Genomic DNA, 20,563 nt, shown 5'->3' with positions numbered 1-20,563 from the left:
AGCGTCCCCGGCATGTGGAATTCGAGCTCGATCAAGTTCGGGGCGTTCCTGGCCCCCTATCACCCCCTCAACGCCGACCCAGCGCTGCAGCTGCGCCGCGACATCGACCTGATGTGCCACCTCGACCATCTCGGATTCGACGAGGCCTGGATGGGCGAGCACCATTCGACCGGATCCGAAATCGTCCCGGCGCCAGATGTGTTCATCGCCGCGGCGGCCGAGCGCACCGAACGGATCCGGTTCGGCACCGGCGTGATGTCGTTGCCGTACCACCATCCGCTGGTCACGACCGACCGCATCACCCAACTCGATCTGCAGACCCGAGGTCGGCTGATCGTGGGCACCGGGCCGGGCAAGATCCCGCTGGACGCGCACATGATGGGAATCGATCCCCTCGACCAGCGCCGGATGCAGGGCGAGGCGCTGGAGGCTGTCCTTCGGCTGCTGCGTGGCGAAGTCGTCAACATGGAGACCGACTGGTTCACCCTGCGTGATGCCCGCGCCCAATTGCCCACCTACGATCCGGCAGGTATCGAGGTCGCGACTGCATCGACCATCTCACCGAACGGCTCGGTCCTGGCCGGCACGCACGGGTTGTCACTGCTGTCACTTGCGGCCAGCTCGCCGACGGGATTCGACGTGCTCGACCGAAACTGGGGTGTCTACGAACAGGTTTCGGCCGAACACGGCCATCAGGCCGACCGCTCCACCTGGCGCCTGGTCAATCCGATGTTCATCGCCGAGACCCGGGCCGAGGCCGAACGCGCCGTCAGTCGCCGGATCCATGCCATCGCCGAATACGTCAACCGGCAGCAGGGCATCAACCCCGAGTGGGCGCAGACTCCCGAGGGCATCATCAACCAGTGGCGCACCGACAACCTGGGCGAGTTCGGCCAGGTGATCATCGGCACCCCCGAGGATGCGATCGCGCAGATCGAGCGGCTCATCGAGAAGACCGGCGGATTCGGCACCCTGCTGATCCTGCACGTTGACATGGCCGGCTGGGAGGAGACCTTGCGTAGCTACGAACTGTTCGCCTCCGAAGTCGTGCCGCACTTCAAGAAACGCAACGTCGGCCGCCAAGCCAGCCTGCAATTCGCCGAGGACAACAGCCAGTATCTACTCGGCGGCCTCATCGGTGCGATCACCAAGGCGCACACCGACTATTACGGCCGGCCTGCCGAGCAGCTCGCCGGGCAGGAGGCCTGATGCGTGCTGCGGAGTACTTCGAGGGTCAGTTCACCGTCGCCGACGTGACCGAACCGCCGGTGACCGGACCGGGCCAACTGCGCATCAAGGTCGCGGTCTGCGGCATCTGCGGCAGTGATCTGAGCATGTCGAAGGACCCGTGCCGGTTCGTGGAAGTGGCCGTCGGTGCGGGCTACCCGTTCGCGGTGTTCGACGCCGGCCGCCCGGTGGTACTCGGCCACGAGTGGGCCGGCACCGTCGTCGAAACCGGTCCGGGCGTCGAGGATTTCGCTGAAGGCGACCGGGTCACCGGGCTTGGCATCACCACCGAGCAAGACACCGGACTGCCGACGATCATCGGCTACTCGAACCGATATCACGGGGCCTTCGGCGAATTCATCCTCGTCGATGCCTTCTGGGTCCGGCACGTGCCCGACGGCCTGTCCCTGGAGCACGCCGCGCTGGCCGAGCCACTCCATGTCGGTGAGATGCACATGCAGCAGTCCGGCCTCACGCCTGCAGACACAGCGCTGGTGATCGGGTGCGGATCGATCGGGCTGGGCACGATCCTGGCCGCGAAGGCGGCAGGCGCGCACACCGTCATCGCCTCAGAGCCGTCACCCAAACGCCGTGAGCTGGCCGCCAAGATGGGCGCCGACATCGTGGTCGACCCCGACGATCAGGATCCGATCGCGCTGTACAACGAGCTGCTGGGCAGCGGCAAGACCGGTGGCGGCCTCCTGATCGCCTACGAGTGCAGCGGCCGGGTGGGCACCTTGAACACGCTGACCCATACCCTGCCGTGGGGTTCGCGCATCCAGGTGGTGGCCTCGCCGTTCGCCGAGGAGACCATCATCCCGGTGGTGGCCCAGATGCGGCAGATCGCAATCAACTTCGGCCACGGACCCTACGACCAGGCCTACGAGAAGGTGCTGGCGCGGCTGGCGGCAGGCGACATCGATGCCGAGTCGATCATCACGGGCCGGGTCGGACTCGACGGTCTCGACGACGCTTTCGAGGCACTGCGTGACCCCGAGGCGCACGTCAAGATCCTGGTGCTGCCCGGGCGGTGAGGTTGTGGCGGGTGCGCGGTGCCCTGCAGCAGCAGGGCACCGCACGCTTGGGCACTGCGCTCAGTCGGCGTGGACCGGTGTCACCGGGATCCGCCCGGCGCTGGCTCCGCCGTCGACGGTCAGGTCCGCGCCGGTGATGTACGACGACGCGTCCGAGGCCAGGAATGCGACGACTTCGGCGACCTCTTCGGGAGTGCCGACCCGGGTGAGCGGGGCACCGGGGTGGCCCCCGAGACCGCGTTCCACCTCCAGATGAGCGATCATCGGAGTGTCGATCATGCCCGGATAGACCGTGTTCACGCGGATGCCCAAGGGGCCCAGCTCGATCGCCGCCACCTTCGACATGCCGCGCAAACCCCACTTGGAGGCGCCGTAGGCGGTGTAGCCGGCGAGTCCTTGAACGCCGGCCTGCGACGAGATGTTGACGATCGACCCACCTGCGCCGGCCTTCATCGGTTCGGTGACGGCCTGCATGCCCAGGAAGGCGCCGATCAGGTTGACCCGCAGCATCTGCTCGAACCCCGCGGGGTCCTGCTCGGCAAGCGGCACCACCTTGCAGATCGCGGCGTTGTTGACCAGCGCATCGATCCGGCCGAACTCCGCCATGGCAGTGTCAACCGTTGTGCGCCAATCATTTTCGCTGCCGACGTCGTGACGTACAAAGCGGGCCGCGGGGCCGATGGACGCGGCGACCCGCTCACCATCCTCGACGAGTACGTCGGTCAACACCACCTGGGCACCGAGGGCCGCGAACAACCGCGCTTCGGCTTCACCCTGGCCGCGGGCGGCACCGGTGACGATCGCGACCTTGCCGGACAGGTCGACGCCGGCCATCAGTCGTTGTCCTGGTCGATGCCGGTGAGCATGAGTTCGGATATGCGGCGGGGGAACTCGGTGAACTTCGCCATCGGAACGATGTTGCGCGGCAGGATGACGTGGCGGCGGTTGTGCTCGATGGCCTCGGCGATGGCCACGGAAACGTCCACCGGTTCCAGCGACTCGCGCGGGATCATCCGCCACCGGATCGAGCGCTCGATGGTGCGCCTGGCCGGCCCGAACGCGCGAATGTGGTCGATCATGTCGGTTTTGACCTCGCCGATCTGCACCAGCGTGGTGCCGACCGGCTTGCCCCGCAACTCGCCGCGAATGCCTGCGGTGAAATGGCTCAATCCGGCCTTCGACGTGCCGTAGAGGGTCAGTCCCGGCCCCTGCGAGATCGCGCCCATCGATGACACGTTGACGATGTGGCCGCGACCGCGCTGCACCATCCGCGGTATCACCTGGCGGCAGATGTCCATCGGCGCAGCGAGGTTGACTTGCAGCAGGTTCCGAATCTGCTCCGGGCTGACCTGGTGGAACCGGCCGACGTGGTCGATACCGGCGTTGTTGATCACGATGTCGATGGGTCCGTCGGCCTCGATGCGGTCGATGAGGCCTTCCACGGCCTCCGGCTCACACAGGTCGGTCGGGTAGGCCTTGCCTTCCAGCTGCTTGGCGAGCAGGTTGAGAGACTCGGCGTCGCGCGCCACCACGGCAACATCGACGCCTCGTGCGGCCAGCACCTCGGCGATGCTCTTGCCCAGTCCGCGGCTCGCGCCGGTGACCAGAGCGCGGGTGTTCCGAAGCTTCATGGGTTGCCTTTCATTGATTTTGGGATGCAGTGGTGGAGTTCAGGGCGTCGCGCACGACGGCGCACACGTCTTCGGTGGCCTCTGCGGCAGCGGGGAGATGGTCGGCGAGGTTGAAGAATCCGTGGAAGCCGCGCTCGTAGCGCCGGACGCTGACGTTCGCGCCGCCGGCGGCGAGCCTGCGGGCGTACTCCTCGCCTTCCTCGCACAGCGGATCCAAGGCCCCGGTGAGCACGTGCCCATCCGGAAGTCCGGTCATGTCACCGAGAATCGGCGAGGCGGACACGTCGGCATGGGCGCCGCAGGCCCCGAGGTACTGCGCGGTGAACCACTGCATGTGCTCGGCGGTCAGCACCCCGCTGCGGGTGTGCGGGCTGGACAGCGATGACTTGCGGCGCTGGTCGACCACCGGGTAGATCAGCACTTGGAATGCGATCGGTGGGCCATTGCGGTCCCGTGCCGTCATCGCGACAACTGCCGCCAGGTTGCCACCCGCGCTGTCGCCTGCGACCACGAGCCGGGCCGGGTCGCCACCGAACTCGCCGGCGTGGTCGGCCACCCATTGCGTTGCCGCCCAGGCATCTTCGACCGCGGCGGGATACGGATGCTCGGGCGCCAGCCGATAGTCGACGGAAACCACTATTGCACCGATGCCGTTGGCGAGGCGGCGGCAGCACGAGTCATGTGAGTCCAGGTCGCACAGGACAAATCCGCCGCCGTGGAAATAGATCAGCACGGGCAGGCAGGTGTCGGCCTCGGTGTCCAGCGGGTGGTAGATCCGCACCGGAACCTCACCGGCGGGACCTGGGATGGCGCGGTTTTCGACCTTGGCCACAGCTACCGGCTGAGCCGGTCGGCGGCTGGCCTTGAGCCGGGCCCGGACCTCGGCCGCGGCGGCGATGGGGTCGAGGTCACCGGACAGGATCGGGGCGAACGCATCGCCCATCCGGCCGGCGACCTCGCGCTTCATCGACTCGTGATCGCTCACCGCGCACCCCCGGTCAGCTCGCCGCGCAGCACCTTGCCGGTGGCGTTGCGGGGCAGCTTGGTCAGGAACTCGACGTCGCGGGGGATCTTGTAGCGGGCCAGGTTGGCCCGCACGTAGTCCTTGATGTCGTCGGGGGCCAGGGTGGCTCCGTCGACCAGCACCACATAGGCGTTGAGCCGTTGGCCGAAATCGTTGTCGCTGACCCCGATCACGGCCACCTCGTCGACCTCGGGATGGCTGGTGATCAGGTTTTCGACCTCCAGCGGATAGACGTTCTCGCCGCCGCAGATCACCATGTCGTCGTCACGGCCGTCGATGTAGAGCCGGCCGGTCTCGTCGAAGTGGCCGACATCGCCGCTGCTCTGCAATCCGTCGATGGACTCCTTGGTGCGGCCGTCGGTGTAGCCGGCGAAGCTCACGTCGCTGCCGGCGAAGACCCGGCCGATCACGCCCGGTTCGGTGATCTGTTTGCCCGCATCGTCGTAGAGGCGCACCACGCATCCGACCGGTGCCCGGCCCGCGGTCCGGGGATCGTGGAGCAGATCCTCGGGCATCGCCACGGTCATGACCGCGAGTTCGGTTGAGCCGTAGAGGTTGTAGAGCACCGGACCGAATTCGGCCAGGGTCCGCTCGACCAGGTCGGGTGGCATGGCCGAGCCGGAAACGAAGACGATCTTGAGTGACGAGGTGTCGTATTTGTCACGAACGTCCTTGGGCAGGGCGAGGATTCGCTGCAGCATGGTCGGCACGACCACCAGCACGTCGCAGCCGTGATTCTGGACCGAGCGCAGGGTTTCCTCGGGGTTGAACTTGCGTCGCAGCACCAGGCGGTTGCCCAGCGCCAGCGACAGCACCGCCTGGCCGAGTCCCGTGCCGTGGAACATCGGCGCGGCCAGCATGCAGGTCTGACCGCGGCGGCGCGGCACTCGGTCGAGCAGCTGTGCCGAGAACAGGGGAGAGGTCTTGCCGCGCGGGGCACCCTTGGGGGTGCCGGTGGTACCGCTGGTGAGCAGGGTCATGCCGCCGGGATTGGCCGGAGCGGCCACCGGCGCGGGGGAAGTGTGCGCGATCAGGCCTTCCAGCGAACCTTCGACATCAGCGGCTGAGCGTTCGTCGGTCCACGCCAGGAAGCGCCGTACACCGGGATCGATGGCACTGACCAGGTCGGCGAACTCCTCGTCGTAGATGAGCACGTTCACCTTTTCGCGGGCCGCGACATCGGCCAGCTGCGGCTTGGCGAAGCCCGTGTTCATCAGCAGCAGTTGGGCCCCGACCTTGCCGGCCGCGGCCAAGATGGTGACCAACCCGCGATGATCGCGGCACAGGGCGGCGATGACCGAACCCGCGCCGATTCCCCGCGAGTTCCAGGCCCTGGCCAGGGCATTGACCCGGTCGTTGAGCTGGACGAACGTCACGTCGCCCCATTCGTCGGTGATGGCGATGGCGTTGGGGTCACGGTTGGCGGCGCTTTCGATGACGGCGGCGAACCCCCCGAACTGGCGGACCAGCTTGGCTTGGCGGATGCCGTCGGCCGCTCCACCGGACAGGCCCGACTCGCGAAGCACGGCGATGCTGCGGGCGATCACCCGGAACCGATTGGCCGTGGCTACGAGGCTGGCAGGGCGCGGAATGGCTCGCTTCATGGCGCAAACCGTAGGGGCCGTCGAGCCTGCTGCGGACCGTTGAGTCTCGCTGGTTGGGACAGCTTGTCTCTTGGGACACACGGTCGGATAAGAGTGATGACAGCCACAGACAGTGCCGTAACGGCGGTGAGGACAAGCGAGGTTGGAAAATGCGGCGTTTGAAGGGCGAGGACAACAGCTTCCTGGCGTGGGAGAGCTCGGTGCAACCACAGCACACGATGAAGGCCGTCGTGCTCGATCCGAGCCAGATGTCCGAGCCACTCTCATTCGACCGGCTCAAGTCGGCCGTGCAGGGCTGGGTCGATCACATCGAGCCGTTGCAGTGGCAGCTGCTGTCCCCGCGGGTGGGCTTCGGCCGGCCGTGGTGGGTTTCGCGGCCACAGGTCGACATGCAGTACCACCTGCAGCGGACCACTGCGCCCGCGCCCGGTGGCGACGACGAGCTGGCCGCGACGATCGGTGAGATCTTCGAAGTCGGGCTGGACCGCGACCGTCCGGCCTGGCAGTTGTGGTTCGTCGAGGGGCTGGCTGACGGCCGCATCGCACTGGTTCTCAAGATTCACCACGCGGTCGCCGACGGCACCGCATCGCTGCGGCTGCTGGAAACCCTGTACAGCTCCGATCCGCAGACCCCGCTGCCGCAGCCACTCTCGTCACCGCTGCCGAACGAGCGACGCCCGGCACCATGGATCTGGTGGCCGCTGGTCCTGCGTCACCAGATCGCCGCACTGGCCCGATTCCCGAGCATCATCGCTCGCACCGTGGCGGTCACCAGGGTGATCCGGCGCAGGCAGAAGGCCGGAAAGCCGGGGTACGCAGAAGCGTTCGCCGCGCCGGCCATGCCGTTCAACGAGCCGTTCTCGGCCCGCCGCCGATTCGCCTACCGCCGCTGCGATGTGACGGAGATCAGGCGTGTCTCAAAGGCTTTCGGCGTCACCGTCAACGATGTCTTCCTCACGATCTGCGGTGGGGCGCTGCGCGACTACCTGGCCGAGAACGGCAAGCTCGGCGACGAAAGCATGACCGCGGTGGTGCCGGTCTCGATGCGCCCGGTCGAGACCGAGGCCGAGTGGGGTAACAAGGTTGCCCGCTGGAACGTCGACCTCGCGACGCACATCGCCGATCCGGTGGAGCGGTTGGCCGCGGTAGCCTCGGCGACCCGCACCGCGCGTGAGGTGCAGGCTGAGCGCGACGCCTGGCTGCAGCACGACTGGATGGAGTATTGGCCGCTGTTCTGGCTGTACTCGCGGGTGTTGCCGATCCTTGGTGCGAAGATGAAGCGCCGCCCGATGTTCAGCCTGATCGCGTCGAACATGCGCGGGCCGCAGAGCACGCTGTATTGGGGCGGGGCCCCAATCGAGCAGCTCATCTCGTCGGGACCGATCGTGTTCCCGATGGGGCTGAACTTCACCGGCTGGAGCTACCGCGATCAGATGGCGATCTGTGTGCTCACCTGTGGTGACCAGGTGTCTGATCCGTACGGCATCGCCGACCGGGTACCGCGGGCACTGGCCGAGCTTGCGGCTCGGGCGGATTCAGCCGGCAGTGGGGTGCGCGACGCGTCGGATCGTCAATCGGTATCCGGCTAGCACGTCGAACCACAGGCGGGCCACGGGATCCGTGGCATCGAGCGCGTGACGGTTGCCGCTGCTGAGAAGTTGGTCGGCGGCGTTGCGGGCGCGGGTCACGGCCTGGAATTGGGCCGTCGCCGCGGCGGGCCCATCGGCGCTCACAGACGTCAGAAGTTGAAGCCGTGCGGCGTCGATGTCCGATTCCGCCCTGGCCACCAGCACCGCCGACGATGTCAGCTCGGTGGTGTCCTCGCTTCCGTACGACGTGGCCAGCCGCTGCCGGACCTGGCCGACATGCGCCCGCCACACACCTGCGGCGGCGCCGACCACGGCGGCGGCCTGCCCGGCACCGGCGAGGACCTCGTAGGGCGGCCGGGTCGTGCCGGAATCGGCAGTGTCACCCGAACCGTCGGCCGGGACCGGGAACACGTCCTGCGCGTCGACGAGCGCGCCGGAGGCCGTGACGTCGGCGATCCCGGCCGCATCCAGGCCACGCGGGCCGGTGTGGCGGTCGAGACGCACCGCACCGCGGGGGACGAGCACGTGCCGGACCGAATCGCCGTCCAGGGCGTTCACCAGCAGCCAGTCCGCGAAAAGGGCGCCGGATACCGCCTGCCAGTGACCGGTCAATCGGAAGCTCCCGCGGTCGGCCGTCAGTACACCCGTGTGCTCCTCGCCGGTGGTGACCAGTGCACCGGCATCGGCGCCCCACACCCGCTCGGCGGCGCTGTCGCCCAGGCCCGCAACCAGGTGAGCCGCGGTGTTGACCGCCGCGGCCAACCACCCGCCCGACCCGTCGCGCTCGGCGAGCGCGGCCACCGCGGCGACGAAATCGACTGCCTCCGAGCTTGATCCGGTCACCGCACGCCCGCCGCAGCGGACCGGCTGCAACAACCGGAACGACGGATCGCTACGGACGGCAATCGATTCAGCAACCGAGACACCGGGATCGACGCCGGGTGCACCGGGCGGCTCGGCCATATGACCTCCTGAGAGGGGCGACGGATGGTATCCACGATGGTGACATACCCGACGGGCAGGATAGGGCGGCACTGATGACGCAGAATGTGCGCGCCGCGGTGCGCCAGGCACTGCCGGCGATCGCCGAAGCCGCCGCCGACGTCGACCGCGGCGGGGCCGTCGATCCCGCGGTGATCGCCGGCCTGCACGAGGCGGGTTTCTTTGCGATGCTGCAACCCAAGGCGTTCGGCGGCATCGAGGTAGACCCGGCCGAGTATCTCGCCGTCACCCGCGACCTTTCTGCGGCATGTACCTCCACCGGCTGGCTGGCCGGGTGGTTGGGGGTCAACACCTGGCATCTGTCGTTGTTCGACGAGCGCGCCCAGCGCGACGTGTGGGGGCAGGATCGGCGGACCTTGCTCTGCGAGTCATACGCCCCGACGGGCCGCCTCGAACGTGTCGGAGACGACTTCCGGTTGTCCGGCAGGTGGAGCCGGTGCACCGGCATCCTGCACTCGTCGTGGCTCATGGCCGCCGCGGTGCTGGTAGGTGAGGACGGTGCCGCCCAGGATTTCCTGGTGGCACTGGTGCCGCGGGCCGACTATGTCGTGGAATCGAGTTGGGACAGCGTGGGATTACGCGGTATCGGCGCGCACGACGTCGTCGTCTCCGGTGCGGTGGTACCGCGGTATCGCACGTTCGGCTGGGTCAGTGACGATCAGCTGGGCAGGCTGGCGCCGCTGTACCGACTGCCGCAACCGACGATGTACACCCACACCGGAACGGCTCCTCTGCTCGGTGCCGCCCAGAACATCCTTTCGGTATTGCGGCCGAAGGCCACCTCGTCGGCGGATCCGGTTGCCATGGCGTGCAGTGATCTTGAGTTGTCGATCGCCCAGATCGACCGCAATCTCGGCGATCTCATGGCATGCGCGGGCGCCGGGCAGGCCGCAGACACCGATCTGGTGCTGCGGTCGCGGCGCGACCAGGTGCTGGCCTCCGAACGTGCGGTCGCGGCGATCCGGACGTTCATCGCCCACTCGGACGGCCGCGACGCCGAGGACCTCCTGGTGGAACGTGTGTGGCGTGATGTCCAGACTGCGCAGACGCACGTCGCCAGCAACGTGGAACAGGTGCTGGCCCTGGTCGGCCGCCACTCGTTCGGCATGGAGGTCGACGAGATAGTTTGGTAGCCGCCGGATTCAGACCCAGGCGTCTGAGGTCAGCGTGCGCAACACACGTGACAACAGGTTGTCGGTTGCCTGCGCGTGAGCCGGGGAGGCCGAGGCGGTATCGCGTCCGGTGCCCAACTGCTCGGAGATATGCCGGGCGGCTCGGATCACGAACGGGGCGGTTCGCTGCAACCGGTGCAACGGCACCGCGCCCGTCAGGGACAGGCCCGCCACCTCGCCGTCGGTCGACCGCAGCGGGGCCGCCACGCTGGTCAGCCCGATCGCCAATTCCTCGTTGTCGTAGGCCAGGCCATGCCGGGACCGGATCCGGGCCAGTTCCCGGTGCAGGGTTTCCAGATCGCTGATGGTGGACCGGGTGGACCGGGTCAGTTTGGGGCCCAGCACGGCATCCACCTCCTCGGCCGGGAGTTGGGCCAGCATGGTCTTTCCGAGCGCGCTGGCATGTGCGGGCGAGTGCCCGGCGACGCGGGTGGGGACCACGGCGCTGTTACGGCCGGCCACCTTGTCGAGATAAACCACGTCGCCCCCGAAGAGCACCCCCAAGTGCACCACCAGTCCGGTGTCGGCATGCAGACGGGACAGGGTCGGCGATGCCACGCTGCGCAGTTGCGAGTGGTCGACCATCCTGGTCACGGGCAGCGGAGAGGCGGCCAGTGCGTAGCCGTCGGGGCGGTGTTGCAGGAGTCCGGCGCGGTGCAACTGTTTGAGAATCCGGTGTACCGAAGACCGGGGCAGACCCGTGCGTCCCGCGATCTGATCCAACCGTAGGTGTTTGCCGGGTTCGTCGAAGACATTGAGGATCAAGGCCACGCGATCCACCATCGACACAGCCGTGTCGCGTTGTTCGGCACTCGGTCGGGATGTCGCCTTGCTGGCGGATGTCGGCACCTGCGCCCCCTGGGACGTCGGACATTGAAGCACTCACGATCTCACTCAGCGGGATGCTGCCGCAACCACTTGGGCACGTGTCCGACCATGGTGGTCGGCACGCGATATGCGCGACAAGGGAGTTTTCGATGCGTGGTGTGGAGATGACCGGGGACGTTCTGGACGGCATCGACGAGAATGCCGAACGGCTACAGGCGCTCGGACTCGTCAACGAGACGCTGGGCCGGCTCGACATCCGGACGGTCGACGCGCTGCGTGAGTCCGGGGTGATGCACATGTTGCAGCCTGCGGAGTTCGGCGGCATCGAGACTCATCCCGGCGACTTCGCCGAGGCTGTCCTGGAAATATCCCGCCTGGACGGGGCCGCGGGTTGGGTGGCCGGTTCGGTCGGCGTGCCGCCGTGGGCGTTGGCCTCGGCTGACCGGCGTCTGCGCGACGAGGTGTGGGAGGCCGACTCTGACGTCTGGATCGCGTCGGCGCACACGCCGGCCGGTGTGTTGCTGCCCGTCGACGGTGGCTACCGCCTCTCTGGCGAGTGGCGCTCGGTCGCGGCGATCGACCACTGCGAGTGGGTTGTCGTCGGTGCCCGCGTGGTCGGTACCGGCGACGCCGACGGACTCGGGTATTCGCTTGTGCCACGGGCTGATCTGCACATCATCGAGGAATCCGGTGATGCGATCGGGCTGATCGGCGCCGGAAGCAAGAGCATCACGATCGATGACGCGTTCATCCCGGGGCATCGGTTGCTCAACCACAACAGCATTGTCGACGGCACCGCCGCGGGGCACGCCGGGTTGCGCAATCCGATCTACCACATTCCGCTGAGTACCATTGCGCCGCTCGGGATCACGGCTGCGGTGATCGGGATGGCCGAAGGCGCACTGGCCCACCATGTCGAGGCGATCGGCGTCGAAGGTCCGGTCGAGGAACACGCCGCCGCCGAGATCAGGGCGTCGCGGCTGGCGTTGCTCGACACACTGACCGCATCGTTCAACCGGGTTCTGGACGGCCCGATCGACCCGGGTATGCGCGCGCGGGCGCGCCGCGACCAGATAGCCGCGGCGCGCCGCGCGGTGCGTGCGGTCGACGAGATCGTGTGCCAGTCGAGTGTCGAAGCGCTGCACCGGACGAGTCCGCTGCAGCGGTTCTGGCGGGATGCCCACGTCGGGTTTGCGATGGTGGTGGGCGAGTCGAAGACCGTGGCTCCCTAGGCCCCTCAGGCGTGGGTGCCACCGTCGATACGGATCTCGGTGCCGCTGATGAAGGCGCCGTCGTCGGATACCAGCATCGCGATCACGCCCGCGACGGCGGACGGGTCACCCATGCCCGCTCCGCCGGAGCTCAGGTCGGTCGGCATGATGGGCGACAGCTTGGCGAACAACGACCAGTCGGCGTCGGAGGGAACGAGTCCCGGTGTGGCGTCGGTGATTCCGGACTTGATGCTGCCCGGCGCGACGCTGACCGCCCGCAGCCCCTGCTTGCCGTACTCCAGGGCCAGTGCATGGGTCATCGACTGGATGCCGCCCTTGCTCGCCGCGTAGGCCGCCATGTACGGATGAGCGAATGCGGCCGACGTGGAACTGAAGTTCACGATCGCGCTCCGCGGATTCTGCAGCAGCGCCGGCAGCGTCTCGCGGATCACCAAGAACGTTCCGGTGAGGTTCACCCCGATGATCTGGTTCCACTGCTGCAGGCTCATCTCGTGTGTGTGCACCGCGCGCAGCATGCCCGCGGCATTGACCACCGCATCGAGGCCGCCGAGTGTCTCGACCGAGTTTCGCACGCCGGCCACCACCGATGACTCGTCACCGATGTCCATCGTCACCGCGTTGAGCCGGTCTGCCGTGTCGGCCTGCTGGGCGTTCTGTTTTGTGGATTCCAGGCCCTCGACGGAGATGTCGGCGCCCATCACGACCGCCCCCTCGTCGAGCAGTCGCAGTGCGGTGGCCTGCCCGATGCCCGAACCCGCGCCGGTCACCAGGATCCGGCGCCCTTGCAGCCTATTGCTCACAATCATTGTCCCATCACGTATTTCACGGTCGGACCGGCCGTCCATCCGCCGTCGACGGCGATCTCGGAGCCGGTGACGTAGCTGGAGGCGCCGGACAGCAGGTAGCACACCGCACCCGCGATCTCGTCGGCCTCACCGACGCGGCCCATCGGGGTGTTGGGGTAGTTGCCCTCACCCTGTTGGATACCGATCTGGGCGGTCATCGGCGTGTAGGTCATGCCGGGATGCACCGAGTTCACCCGGATGCGGTCCGGACCAAGTTCGACCGCGGCGATCTTGCTCAGCCCGCGCACACCCCATTTGGACGCGCCGTATCCGGCGGTCAGTGCCAGGCCCATCAGGCCGGCGGCCGAGGAGATGTTGACGATGGAACCTCCCCCTGTGGCGCGCATCGGTGCGATGACCGCCTGAAGGCCGTTGAAGACGCCGACCAGGTTGATCTCGAGCACGGTGCGGAAGTGGTCGAGCGGTTCGTGCTCGATGAACTGGCCGGTCGAGATGCCCGCGTTGTTCACCAGGCCGTTCAGCTTGCCGAATTCGGAGAGCGTCAGCTCGACAGCGGATTTCCACTGCGCCGCGTCGGTCACGTCGAGATGGACGTAGCGGGCGTTGTCACCCAGCTCGGCGGCCAGCGCCGCGCCGTCGTCGTCGAGCACGTCGGAGACCACCACTTTGCCGCCGCGCCTGACGATGTGCCGAGCGAACGACGCGCCGAGGCCGCGTGCGCCGCCGGTCACGATCGCTACGACGTCAGACAAGCTATCCGAATCTTCTTGCATCCCAACAACTTCCTTTCGAGGTGAAGCCGGGCTGGGGCCAGCGTCGATCCAGCCGCAGCGTTGCCGTGGTGTGACCGCAACGATAATCCCGGCGGCGGACGTTCGGGTGTGAGTCTCACTCAGCAGGATGTATCCGCCGCCGGGCGATCGCTTCAGCGGAACGGCTGTTGAGGAGCAGTCGCAGATATCCAGTTCGAATGGCCGGCTGGTGGTTAGGGTCGAGGCACGCCGGGTGCGGTGGACGCGACTCCGCCGCGCCGGGGGCGAAGGGCACGAATCGCTGCCGCGCCGCTCCGGACCGTCAGCCTCGTACCGGTGAGTGAGACAACCGGTGTTCGCTTCATGCGGTCGTTCGTAACGTGACGCACCGAACATTGAAGCGAAAGGCATCGACAGTGACAGCCCAGCCAGCTCCGTCAGGTACCGCCGAAAAAACCACCGCCACGGTGGACGTGGTTGTGGTGGGGGCCGGATTCGCCGGGCTGTACGCATTGCATCGCCTTCGGCAGCAAGGCCTTTCGGTGCGGGTGTTCGAGGCCGCCGCCGGGGTGGGCGGTGTTTGGTACTGGAACCGGTATCCCGGTGCCCGATGCGACGTCGAGAGTGTCGACTACTCGTATTCGTTCGACTCCGATCTTGAGCAGGAGTGGAACTGGACCGAGAAGTACGCCACCCAGCCGGAGATCCTGGCCTACCTCAACCACGTCGCCGACCGGTTCGACCTGCGGCGCGACATATCGTTCGAGACTCGCGTGACCGACATGGTGCTGGACGAGAAGACGCTGCGCTGGCAGGTCCACACCGACCGTGGCGACGCGGTGTCCGCACGCTTCTGCATCCTGGCGGTCGGCCCGCTGTCGAACGCGAACATCCCGGCGATCGAGGGCCTCGATTCGTTCGCGGGCGAGGTCTACCACACCGCGCACTGGCCGCACGAAGGCGTCGATTTCACGGGCAAGCGGGTAGGTGTGATCGGTACCGGATCCTCTGGTATCCAGGCGATCCCGTGCATCGCCAAGGAAGCCGAACAACTCTTCGTCTTCCAGCGGACCCCGAACTACAGCGTGCCGGCCGGAAACATCCCGCTCGACGACGAGACGCGGGCCGCGCAGAAGGCGGGCTACGCCGAGCGGCGCAGGCTCTCGATGCTCAGCGGCGGCGGTTCACCGCACCAGCCGCATCCCAAGTCCGCCCTTGAGGTTTCGGCCGAGGAACTGCAGCAGACCTACGAACGCCGCTGGGAACTGGGCGGCGTGTTGTTCTCCAAGGCCTTCCCGGACCAGTTGGTGACCCTCGAGGCCAACGACACCGCGCGACGGTTCTGGGAGCAGAAGGTGCGAGCCGTGATCGACGATCCCGCGGTCGCCGACGTGTTGATCCCGAAGGATCATCCGATCGGCGCAAAGCGAATCTGCACTGACGACAACTACTTTCAGACCTTCAACCGAGACAATGTTGCGTTGGTGAATCTGCGGGCCACGCCGATCGAGCGGATCGACCCTTCGGGTGTCGACACCACCGACGCACACTACGACCTGGACGCACTCGTGCTGGCCACCGGGTTCGACGCGATGACCGGGTCGGTCCAGAAGCTCGACATCGTGGGCCGTGCCGGCCGGACCCTGAACGAGGCGTGGGGTGAAGGTCCGGTGACGTACCTGGGTCTCGGTGTCCCGGGCTTTCCGAACCTGTTCAACATTGCAGGCCCCGGCGCCCCTTCGGTGCTGGCCAACATGGTGCTGCACTCCGAATTGCACTTGAACTGGGTGGCTGACGCGATCGCTTACCTCGATGCTCAGGGCGCGCCCGCGATCGAGGCACGCGAGGACTCCGCGGCCGAGTGGGTGGCCGAATGCACTCGACGTGCCGCTGCAACGCTCATGCCTCAGGCCAATTCGTGGTACCTCGGGGCGAACATCCCAGGCAAACCGCGGGTATTCATGCCGTTCGTCGGCGGTTTCGGCGTCTACGGCGAGATCATCGCCGACGTCGCAGCGGCCGGCTACAAGGGTTTCGACATTCACCAGGATCTGCCGGCCTAGCGGCCGAGCGCGCTGCGGATATCGGAGCACAGCTGACGTGTGGCCTTGCCGGCCAGCGTCAGCGACGGCATCGTCATGAACCCGTGGATGGCGCCGGCGTAGTCGCGGTACGCCACCGGCACCCCCTGGGTCACAAGTGCTTCGGCGTAAGCCGAGCCTTCGGAGTGCAGTGGGTCCAAACCCGCGGTGACCACCACTGCCGGTGGTAGCCCACCCAGCTTCGCCTGCAGTGGCGAGGCGTGGGGGTGGCCGCGGTCGGCGACGTCCGGTACGTACTGATCCCAGTACCAGGCCATGGCGGCACGAGTGTTGTAGAACCCGGTCTCGAACCGGCGGTACGACTCGGTGCCGAAGTCCGCGGCGATCACCGGGTACAGCAATGCCTGGCAGGCGATCTGCGGACCGCCACGATCACGGGCCAGGATCGTGGTGACCGCCGCGAGGTTGCCGCCGGCGCTGTCGCCGGCGACGACGATCCTGGTCGCGTCACCGCCGAGGTCCCGTGCCGATGCCGCGGCCCAGCACAGTGCGGAGTAGATGTCCTCGGCCGCGGTGGGCCACCGGAACTCCGGTGCGAGCCGGTAGTCGACGGCGATCACCACCGCGCCGACCCCGTTGCTCATCGACCGGCACAGGTCGTCGTGGGTGTCCAGATCGCAGAAGACGAATCCACCGCCGTGCGCGAACACGACGATCGGCAGTGCTCTTCCGGAGTCCGGCAACGCCGATTCCGGTGCCGGCCGGTAGATCCGCACCGGGATGTCGCCGGGAATCACGCGGTTCTCGACCGCCCCGATCGGTTGCGGCTGCTCCGCGGGCCGGTACCGCGCCCGTACGGCAGCCCGCGCCTCGGCGCCGCTCATCGTCTCGACGGCGGGAAATCCGGTGTTCAGAACCGGGAGTAGTGCTGCGATTTCGGGATCGACGTCCATATCGGCCTATCCGGGTTGCCCGTACACGGCGACCACCACGGTTCGGTCCAGGCTGTTCTCCGACCAGACCCCGATCTTGGTGTTGGCACAGTCCCGCATGATCGCCAGGTACGCGGGGTTGTCGAACCACCGGTTCATCAACTCGATTCCGCTCATCGCCATGGCAGGGTTGATCGCCACGGTCTCGGCGACTCGGCCGCCAAAGCCCGCTGCCTCGGCGCGGTCCTGGGGTGTGGAGCCGTCTGAGCCGATGTCCCCGTCGAGTTCGCGGTGGTTCAGTACATCGTTGGTGTGCCATTGGGCGGCCAGGCGCAGCTGCGGGTCGGCCTTGATGTCGACCGGGCAGCCGGCCTGGCGCCTGATGGTGAAGACGTTGGACTCCACACTCTTGTTGAACCGCTTGTTGTCCGCATGTACCACCGGTGCCATGGTGATCAATGCGGCGGGAACGAAACACGCCGCGCTGTATTGGCTCACCCGGCGCTTCACCTTGTGCCACTTGGCCATATCGTCGTCCATTCGGTCAGTCCCGTTCAGTTGGGCCGTGCCCGGTAACCGACAGCCGAGTTGCGCAGCTGCCAGATCGCTGCCGGGCATAGTTCGTTGACGGCCTGATTGATCAGGTACCCGGCCTGATACTCGTCGGAGTTGCCGAAATCGTGCTTGACATCCTGCATGAGGTCGCCGTAAGGCAGCCCGGCGTTGACCTTGTCGCAGATGCCGCGCCCGTAGGCCAGGGCGTGGTCGGCGCCGGCGAAGTTGTAACCCGGTCGCACCGTGACGTTCACCAGGTAGGCCACTGCGTCGGCTCGCGCCGCGGGGGGCGCGAGGGCAAAGCCCAATGCCCCGGCCACCGCGCAGGAGGCCAATACCAGGACGGGTGTTCGGCGTCCGCTGGAAACCGTTGTCACTTGTGGTGCTACCGCCTTTCGCTGACGCGGGTACCGGCCAGATCGTGAGTCCACGGAGGGTGACAGATCAGACCGGGTCGAATTCGGAGGTGAGCCAGCGGCCGTCGACTTGGTCGAGGGTCACCCGCACACTGGACGCCGTGCTGGTGGGTGGCTCGGCACCCATGATGATCGACTGGTTCACGTACACCAGCACCACGGCGTGATCGGGCGCGACGGACACCGGCGACGCGGCCGGAACGGTCGCCACCGCAGAGATTTGCTTCTGTCTCGCACCCGGGATCACCACGTCGTGGATCAGCGATGTGTAGGAGTCCCGGAATTCACCGGTGAGGTTGTCCTTCGCCGATTCGAGGTCCTGCGCCACGTTGTCGGCGCGATACGACAGCATCTTGATGGTGTTCTGTGTCGCTGCCTGGACCGATTCGACGCGTGCGGCATCCGTGCGCCGGTTCGAATCATCTTGGTACTTCAGATATGCCGCGCCCAGCGTCAGCGTCAGCGCGGCGCCGGGTAGCACGCCGAAGGCGACGAGCCGGCTCCAGGCGATGGGCCGCTTGGGCCACCGTCTGTCGGTTCCGGTTGTCCCGGGCCGATCTACGGCGGTCGCATCGTTGGTGGTGCCGGTCGTGTCGTGCTCAGTGATGTCGTCGTCGACAACAGTGAGATCTTGCGGGGTGACGTCGAGCTGGGTCACGGTACAAACTCCACATTCGATACTTTGGTTTCGTCGCCGACCTTCTGGACCCCGATCCGCATCCGCCACGCGCGCGGATCCTGCTCGGGTGCACCGGCATTGGAGGTTTTCACCGACACCGCGACGAGCACCTGGGCGCTGTCGGGCGTCTGTGATTCCAATCCCGCCTCGGTGATGGTGCCCTCCGAGGTGGACTGAGCCTTCTTGACGACCTCGACGAATGCGGGAGCCCGCTTCTGAAAGTCGTCGTGAAACCCGCCCGTTGCGGCGTCGAGGATGCGTTGCACATCGGCCTCTATCTCGGTGTGCTTGAGCGTCGTCAGATTCAGCGCCCCCTGCCGGCCGACCGACAGGAACAGCTCGCGCTGCTGGTCGGCCTGATGTGCTTCGTACGACCGGAACCCCAGCCAGCCCGACACACCTGTCAGCGCCACCACGGTGGCCGCGCCGGCGACCAGCGCGGTGCGCAGTCCGGATCGGGCACCGGGCGTGGCCGAAGCGTCAGGGGTGGCATCGGCCTTCGCGGATTTCCCGGCATCGGCTCCGTCCGGTTCGGTGCCTGGCGATTCGGTGTGCTCCGGTTCGGCTCCGTCGGGCCCGTGTTCGTTCAGTTCGCCGTGGGAGGCATCATCATCGACTGCCACGTCTGCTCCTTGTCTGCATTCTGACCCAGGTCTGCCTGGGTGTAGACCTTTCCGTCCGGCGCCACGTATGTGCCTGTGGCGGGGTCGTATTCGGCGACGGTGATCGGTGGGGGAGGCGCCGGTGCCTGTTGTGGTGGCGAGCCCGGCGGCAACTGCGGGATATCCTGGCCGGACAGGGTGGCGTTCGGGTCGCCCTTCCAACTGAGGCCGTCGTTGAGCGGTACGTATTGCTCGTCGCTCTCACACATCTTCACGGTGGGAGCGCGCTTGCCGGGCACCGTCATACACGGAATATTGCGTGCGCCACGCACATTGAACATGGAATCCTGTGGCACGCGGCAGTACAGATCGCCCGCCGGGCGGTCCGGGTAGTCCTCGAACGTCGCGACCCGCTGCTGCTGGGCGGGCAGGTATCCCGTGGTGCATGGCGGCGGCAAGTTGAAGTTGAGCTTGAAGCTCAGGTAGGCGCCGCGGTACGGAGAGTCGATGTTGCGGTTGGGTACACCGATCGCCTGCATGATGGCGGTGCCCTGTGGGAGCAGCACCAGCAGCTGTTCGATGGCGGGCTGATAGGTGACCGCCACCTTTCCGGTGCTGACCAGGTTCGCCAGTACCACCGGCAGGGTCGGTTGCAGGCGTTCGAACAGCGCCCGGGCCTCGCCGGCGGCGGGTGCGCCGTTCTTGAGTACTCCGGCCACGGCTTCGTCCTTGGCCTGCAGTTGTTTGGTGATCGTCGCGAGATTGGCGGCCCAGGCCTGGATCGAATCGCTGGTGTTCGACTGTGAATCCAGCACGGGTGCGCTCTGGTCCACCAGCGCCGTCAGCGGATCCAGGTTCTCACGGGCGTCGATGGCCAGCGCCGTGGAACCTTTCACGAACCGCGAGATCTCCGGACCGAGACCACCGACCGCCGTGTAGCTTTCGTCGATCACGGTCTTGAGGTCGTCGTTCGGAATCGCCTTCAGACCCGCGTTCGTCGCATCGAGCAGGGTGTTGATGTCCGGCGGTATCGAGGTGCGGTCCGACGGAATCACGTCCCCGTCGCGCAGCGGCCGGGCATGGGCGTCGCGCGGCACCAGGGCAATGAACTGTTCGCCGACGGCGCTCTGACTGTGTACCTCGGCATCGAGGTCGGAAGGTATCGCGATGTCGGATTGCAGCGAGAGCACCGCCTCGACGCCGGAGTCGGTGAGGTTGACCGCCATCACCCGGCCCACCTCGGTACCGCGGTAGGTGACGTTGCCGCTCTTGTACAGACCACCGGTGTGCGGCAGTTCCATGCGGACCGTGTAGTGACCCGCATTGAACATCAGCCAGGGCAACCGCATGTAGCCGAACACCATGAGTGAACCGGCCACGATCGCGACCAGACCGAAGATCGCCAACTGGATCTTGATTCGTCTATTCAGATGCAT

At 66.9% G+C, this 20,563-nt stretch carries 20 protein-coding genes; 6 read left to right on the top strand and 14 right to left on the bottom strand.

Features of this window, described 5'->3' with window-relative positions; translation table 11 throughout:
• Nucleotides 1-12 precede the first annotated feature (12 nt).
• Nucleotides 13-1,209 carry an LLM class flavin-dependent oxidoreductase gene (locus tag BKG60_RS22085; protein ID WP_075909987.1) on the top strand — a complete coding sequence of 399 codons (1,197 nt, stop codon included), beginning with the start codon at nucleotides 13-15 and terminating at the stop codon, nucleotides 1,207-1,209.
• Nucleotides 1,209-2,261: an alcohol dehydrogenase catalytic domain-containing protein gene (locus tag BKG60_RS22080; protein WP_075909986.1), complete on the top strand. Its 1,053-nt coding sequence runs from the start codon at nucleotides 1,209-1,211 to the stop codon at nucleotides 2,259-2,261. Before BKG60_RS22085 ends, BKG60_RS22080 begins: the two co-directional genes overlap by 1 nt.
• Nucleotides 2,262-2,321: 60 nt before the next feature.
• On the opposite strand, the gene BKG60_RS22075 is transcribed toward BKG60_RS22080, so the two are convergent.
• From BKG60_RS22075 to BKG60_RS22060, 4 genes are read right to left on the bottom strand one after another with little or no spacing between them, the layout of a single operon-like run.
• Nucleotides 2,322-3,095 (bottom strand): SDR family NAD(P)-dependent oxidoreductase, encoded by a 774-nt coding sequence (locus tag BKG60_RS22075; RefSeq protein WP_075909985.1) that lies wholly within the window; start codon nucleotides 3,093-3,095, stop codon nucleotides 2,322-2,324.
• Entirely contained in the window at nucleotides 3,095-3,892 is a 798-nt protein-coding gene (locus BKG60_RS22070) for an SDR family NAD(P)-dependent oxidoreductase (RefSeq protein WP_075909984.1), read from the bottom strand. Before BKG60_RS22070 ends, BKG60_RS22075 begins: the two co-directional genes overlap by 1 nt.
• A 10-nt stretch (nucleotides 3,893-3,902) precedes the next feature.
• Nucleotides 3,903-4,877, bottom strand: coding sequence for an alpha/beta hydrolase (locus BKG60_RS22065; RefSeq protein WP_242671635.1), 975 nt, complete (start codon nucleotides 4,875-4,877; stop codon nucleotides 3,903-3,905).
• On the bottom strand, nucleotides 4,874-6,520 hold the full coding sequence (locus BKG60_RS22060) for an AMP-binding protein (protein WP_120764998.1): 1,647 nt from the start codon (nucleotides 6,518-6,520) through the stop codon (nucleotides 4,874-4,876). Before BKG60_RS22060 ends, BKG60_RS22065 begins: the two co-directional genes overlap by 4 nt.
• A 149-nt stretch (nucleotides 6,521-6,669) precedes the next feature.
• Here BKG60_RS22060 and BKG60_RS22055 point away from each other — a divergent pair, with 149 nt between their 5' ends.
• Complete coding sequence (locus BKG60_RS22055) at nucleotides 6,670-8,109, top strand: wax ester/triacylglycerol synthase family O-acyltransferase (RefSeq protein WP_075909983.1); 1,440 nt, start codon at nucleotides 6,670-6,672, stop codon at nucleotides 8,107-8,109.
• Here the strand turns inward: BKG60_RS22055 and BKG60_RS22050 are convergent.
• Nucleotides 8,056-9,072 carry an acyl-CoA dehydrogenase family protein gene (locus tag BKG60_RS22050; RefSeq protein WP_075909982.1) on the bottom strand — a complete coding sequence of 339 codons (1,017 nt, stop codon included), beginning with the start codon at nucleotides 9,070-9,072 and terminating at the stop codon, nucleotides 8,056-8,058. The two genes, BKG60_RS22055 and BKG60_RS22050, sit on opposite strands and share 54 nt — an antisense overlap.
• A gap of 74 nt (nucleotides 9,073-9,146) precedes the next feature.
• Here BKG60_RS22050 and BKG60_RS22045 point away from each other — a divergent pair, with 74 nt between their 5' ends.
• Complete coding sequence (locus tag BKG60_RS22045; RefSeq protein WP_070186524.1) at nucleotides 9,147-10,244, top strand: acyl-CoA dehydrogenase family protein; 1,098 nt, start codon at nucleotides 9,147-9,149, stop codon at nucleotides 10,242-10,244.
• A 9-nt stretch (nucleotides 10,245-10,253) separates the two neighbouring features.
• Here the strand turns inward: BKG60_RS22045 and BKG60_RS22040 are convergent, their stop codons facing one another.
• On the bottom strand, nucleotides 10,254-11,132 hold the full coding sequence (locus BKG60_RS22040) for an IclR family transcriptional regulator (protein ID WP_242671633.1): 879 nt from the start codon (nucleotides 11,130-11,132) through the stop codon (nucleotides 10,254-10,256).
• 143 nt (nucleotides 11,133-11,275) lie between these two features.
• Between BKG60_RS22040 and BKG60_RS22035 the strand changes: the two genes are divergently transcribed.
• On the top strand, nucleotides 11,276-12,343 hold the full coding sequence (locus tag BKG60_RS22035) for an acyl-CoA dehydrogenase family protein (RefSeq protein ID WP_075909981.1): 1,068 nt from the start codon (nucleotides 11,276-11,278) through the stop codon (nucleotides 12,341-12,343).
• A 5-nt stretch (nucleotides 12,344-12,348) separates the two neighbouring features.
• Here the strand turns inward: BKG60_RS22035 and BKG60_RS22030 are convergent, their stop codons facing one another.
• Both BKG60_RS22030 and BKG60_RS22025 read right to left on the bottom strand, forming a co-directional pair.
• Nucleotides 12,349-13,143 carry an SDR family NAD(P)-dependent oxidoreductase gene (locus BKG60_RS22030; protein WP_423226860.1) on the bottom strand — a complete coding sequence of 265 codons (795 nt, stop codon included), beginning with the start codon at nucleotides 13,141-13,143 and terminating at the stop codon, nucleotides 12,349-12,351.
• A 2-nt stretch (nucleotides 13,144-13,145) separates the two neighbouring features.
• The gene (locus BKG60_RS22025) at nucleotides 13,146-13,922 is read right to left on the bottom strand and encodes a glucose 1-dehydrogenase (protein WP_075909979.1); all 777 of its coding nucleotides are present in this window, start codon (nucleotides 13,920-13,922) and stop codon (nucleotides 13,146-13,148) included.
• 395 nt (nucleotides 13,923-14,317) lie between these two features.
• On the opposite strand from BKG60_RS22025, the gene BKG60_RS22020 reads away from it, so the two are divergent.
• Nucleotides 14,318-15,964, top strand: coding sequence for a flavin-containing monooxygenase (locus tag BKG60_RS22020; RefSeq protein WP_075909978.1), 1,647 nt, complete (start codon nucleotides 14,318-14,320; stop codon nucleotides 15,962-15,964).
• On the opposite strand, the gene BKG60_RS22015 is transcribed toward BKG60_RS22020, so the two are convergent.
• The 6 genes from BKG60_RS22015 to BKG60_RS21990 all read right to left on the bottom strand — a co-directional run bounded on the left by BKG60_RS22015 (nucleotide 15,961) and on the right by BKG60_RS21990 (nucleotide 20,563).
• On the bottom strand, nucleotides 15,961-16,896 hold the full coding sequence (locus BKG60_RS22015) for an alpha/beta hydrolase (protein ID WP_075909977.1): 936 nt from the start codon (nucleotides 16,894-16,896) through the stop codon (nucleotides 15,961-15,963). The genes BKG60_RS22020 and BKG60_RS22015 overlap by 4 nt on opposite strands.
• 6 nt (nucleotides 16,897-16,902) lie before the next feature.
• The gene (locus BKG60_RS22010) at nucleotides 16,903-17,403 is read right to left on the bottom strand and encodes a CAP domain-containing protein (protein ID WP_075910025.1); all 501 of its coding nucleotides are present in this window, start codon (nucleotides 17,401-17,403) and stop codon (nucleotides 16,903-16,905) included.
• Nucleotides 17,404-17,429: 26 nt separating this feature from the next.
• On the bottom strand, nucleotides 17,430-17,771 hold the full coding sequence (locus BKG60_RS22005) for a DUF732 domain-containing protein (RefSeq protein ID WP_075910024.1): 342 nt from the start codon (nucleotides 17,769-17,771) through the stop codon (nucleotides 17,430-17,432).
• 103 nt (nucleotides 17,772-17,874) lie between these two features.
• Entirely contained in the window at nucleotides 17,875-18,504 is a 630-nt protein-coding gene (locus BKG60_RS22000; protein WP_242671632.1) for a hypothetical protein, read from the bottom strand.
• Nucleotides 18,501-19,148, bottom strand: a complete 648-nt coding sequence (locus BKG60_RS21995; protein ID WP_075910023.1) for a hypothetical protein — start codon at nucleotides 19,146-19,148, stop codon at nucleotides 18,501-18,503. The genes BKG60_RS22000 and BKG60_RS21995 overlap by 4 nt, the downstream gene beginning before the upstream one ends.
• Nucleotides 19,112-20,563: an MCE family protein gene (locus BKG60_RS21990; protein WP_075909976.1), complete on the bottom strand. Its 1,452-nt coding sequence runs from the start codon at nucleotides 20,561-20,563 to the stop codon at nucleotides 19,112-19,114. Before BKG60_RS21990 ends, BKG60_RS21995 begins: the two co-directional genes overlap by 37 nt.

Origin of the sequence: Mycobacterium syngnathidarum (genome assembly GCF_001942625.1) — a bacterium.
Taxonomy (GTDB): domain Bacteria; phylum Actinomycetota; class Actinomycetes; order Mycobacteriales; family Mycobacteriaceae; genus Mycobacterium; species Mycobacterium syngnathidarum.
Note: the sequence above shows the minus strand (reverse complement) of the source record. Positions and strands in the feature narration are given on the sequence as shown.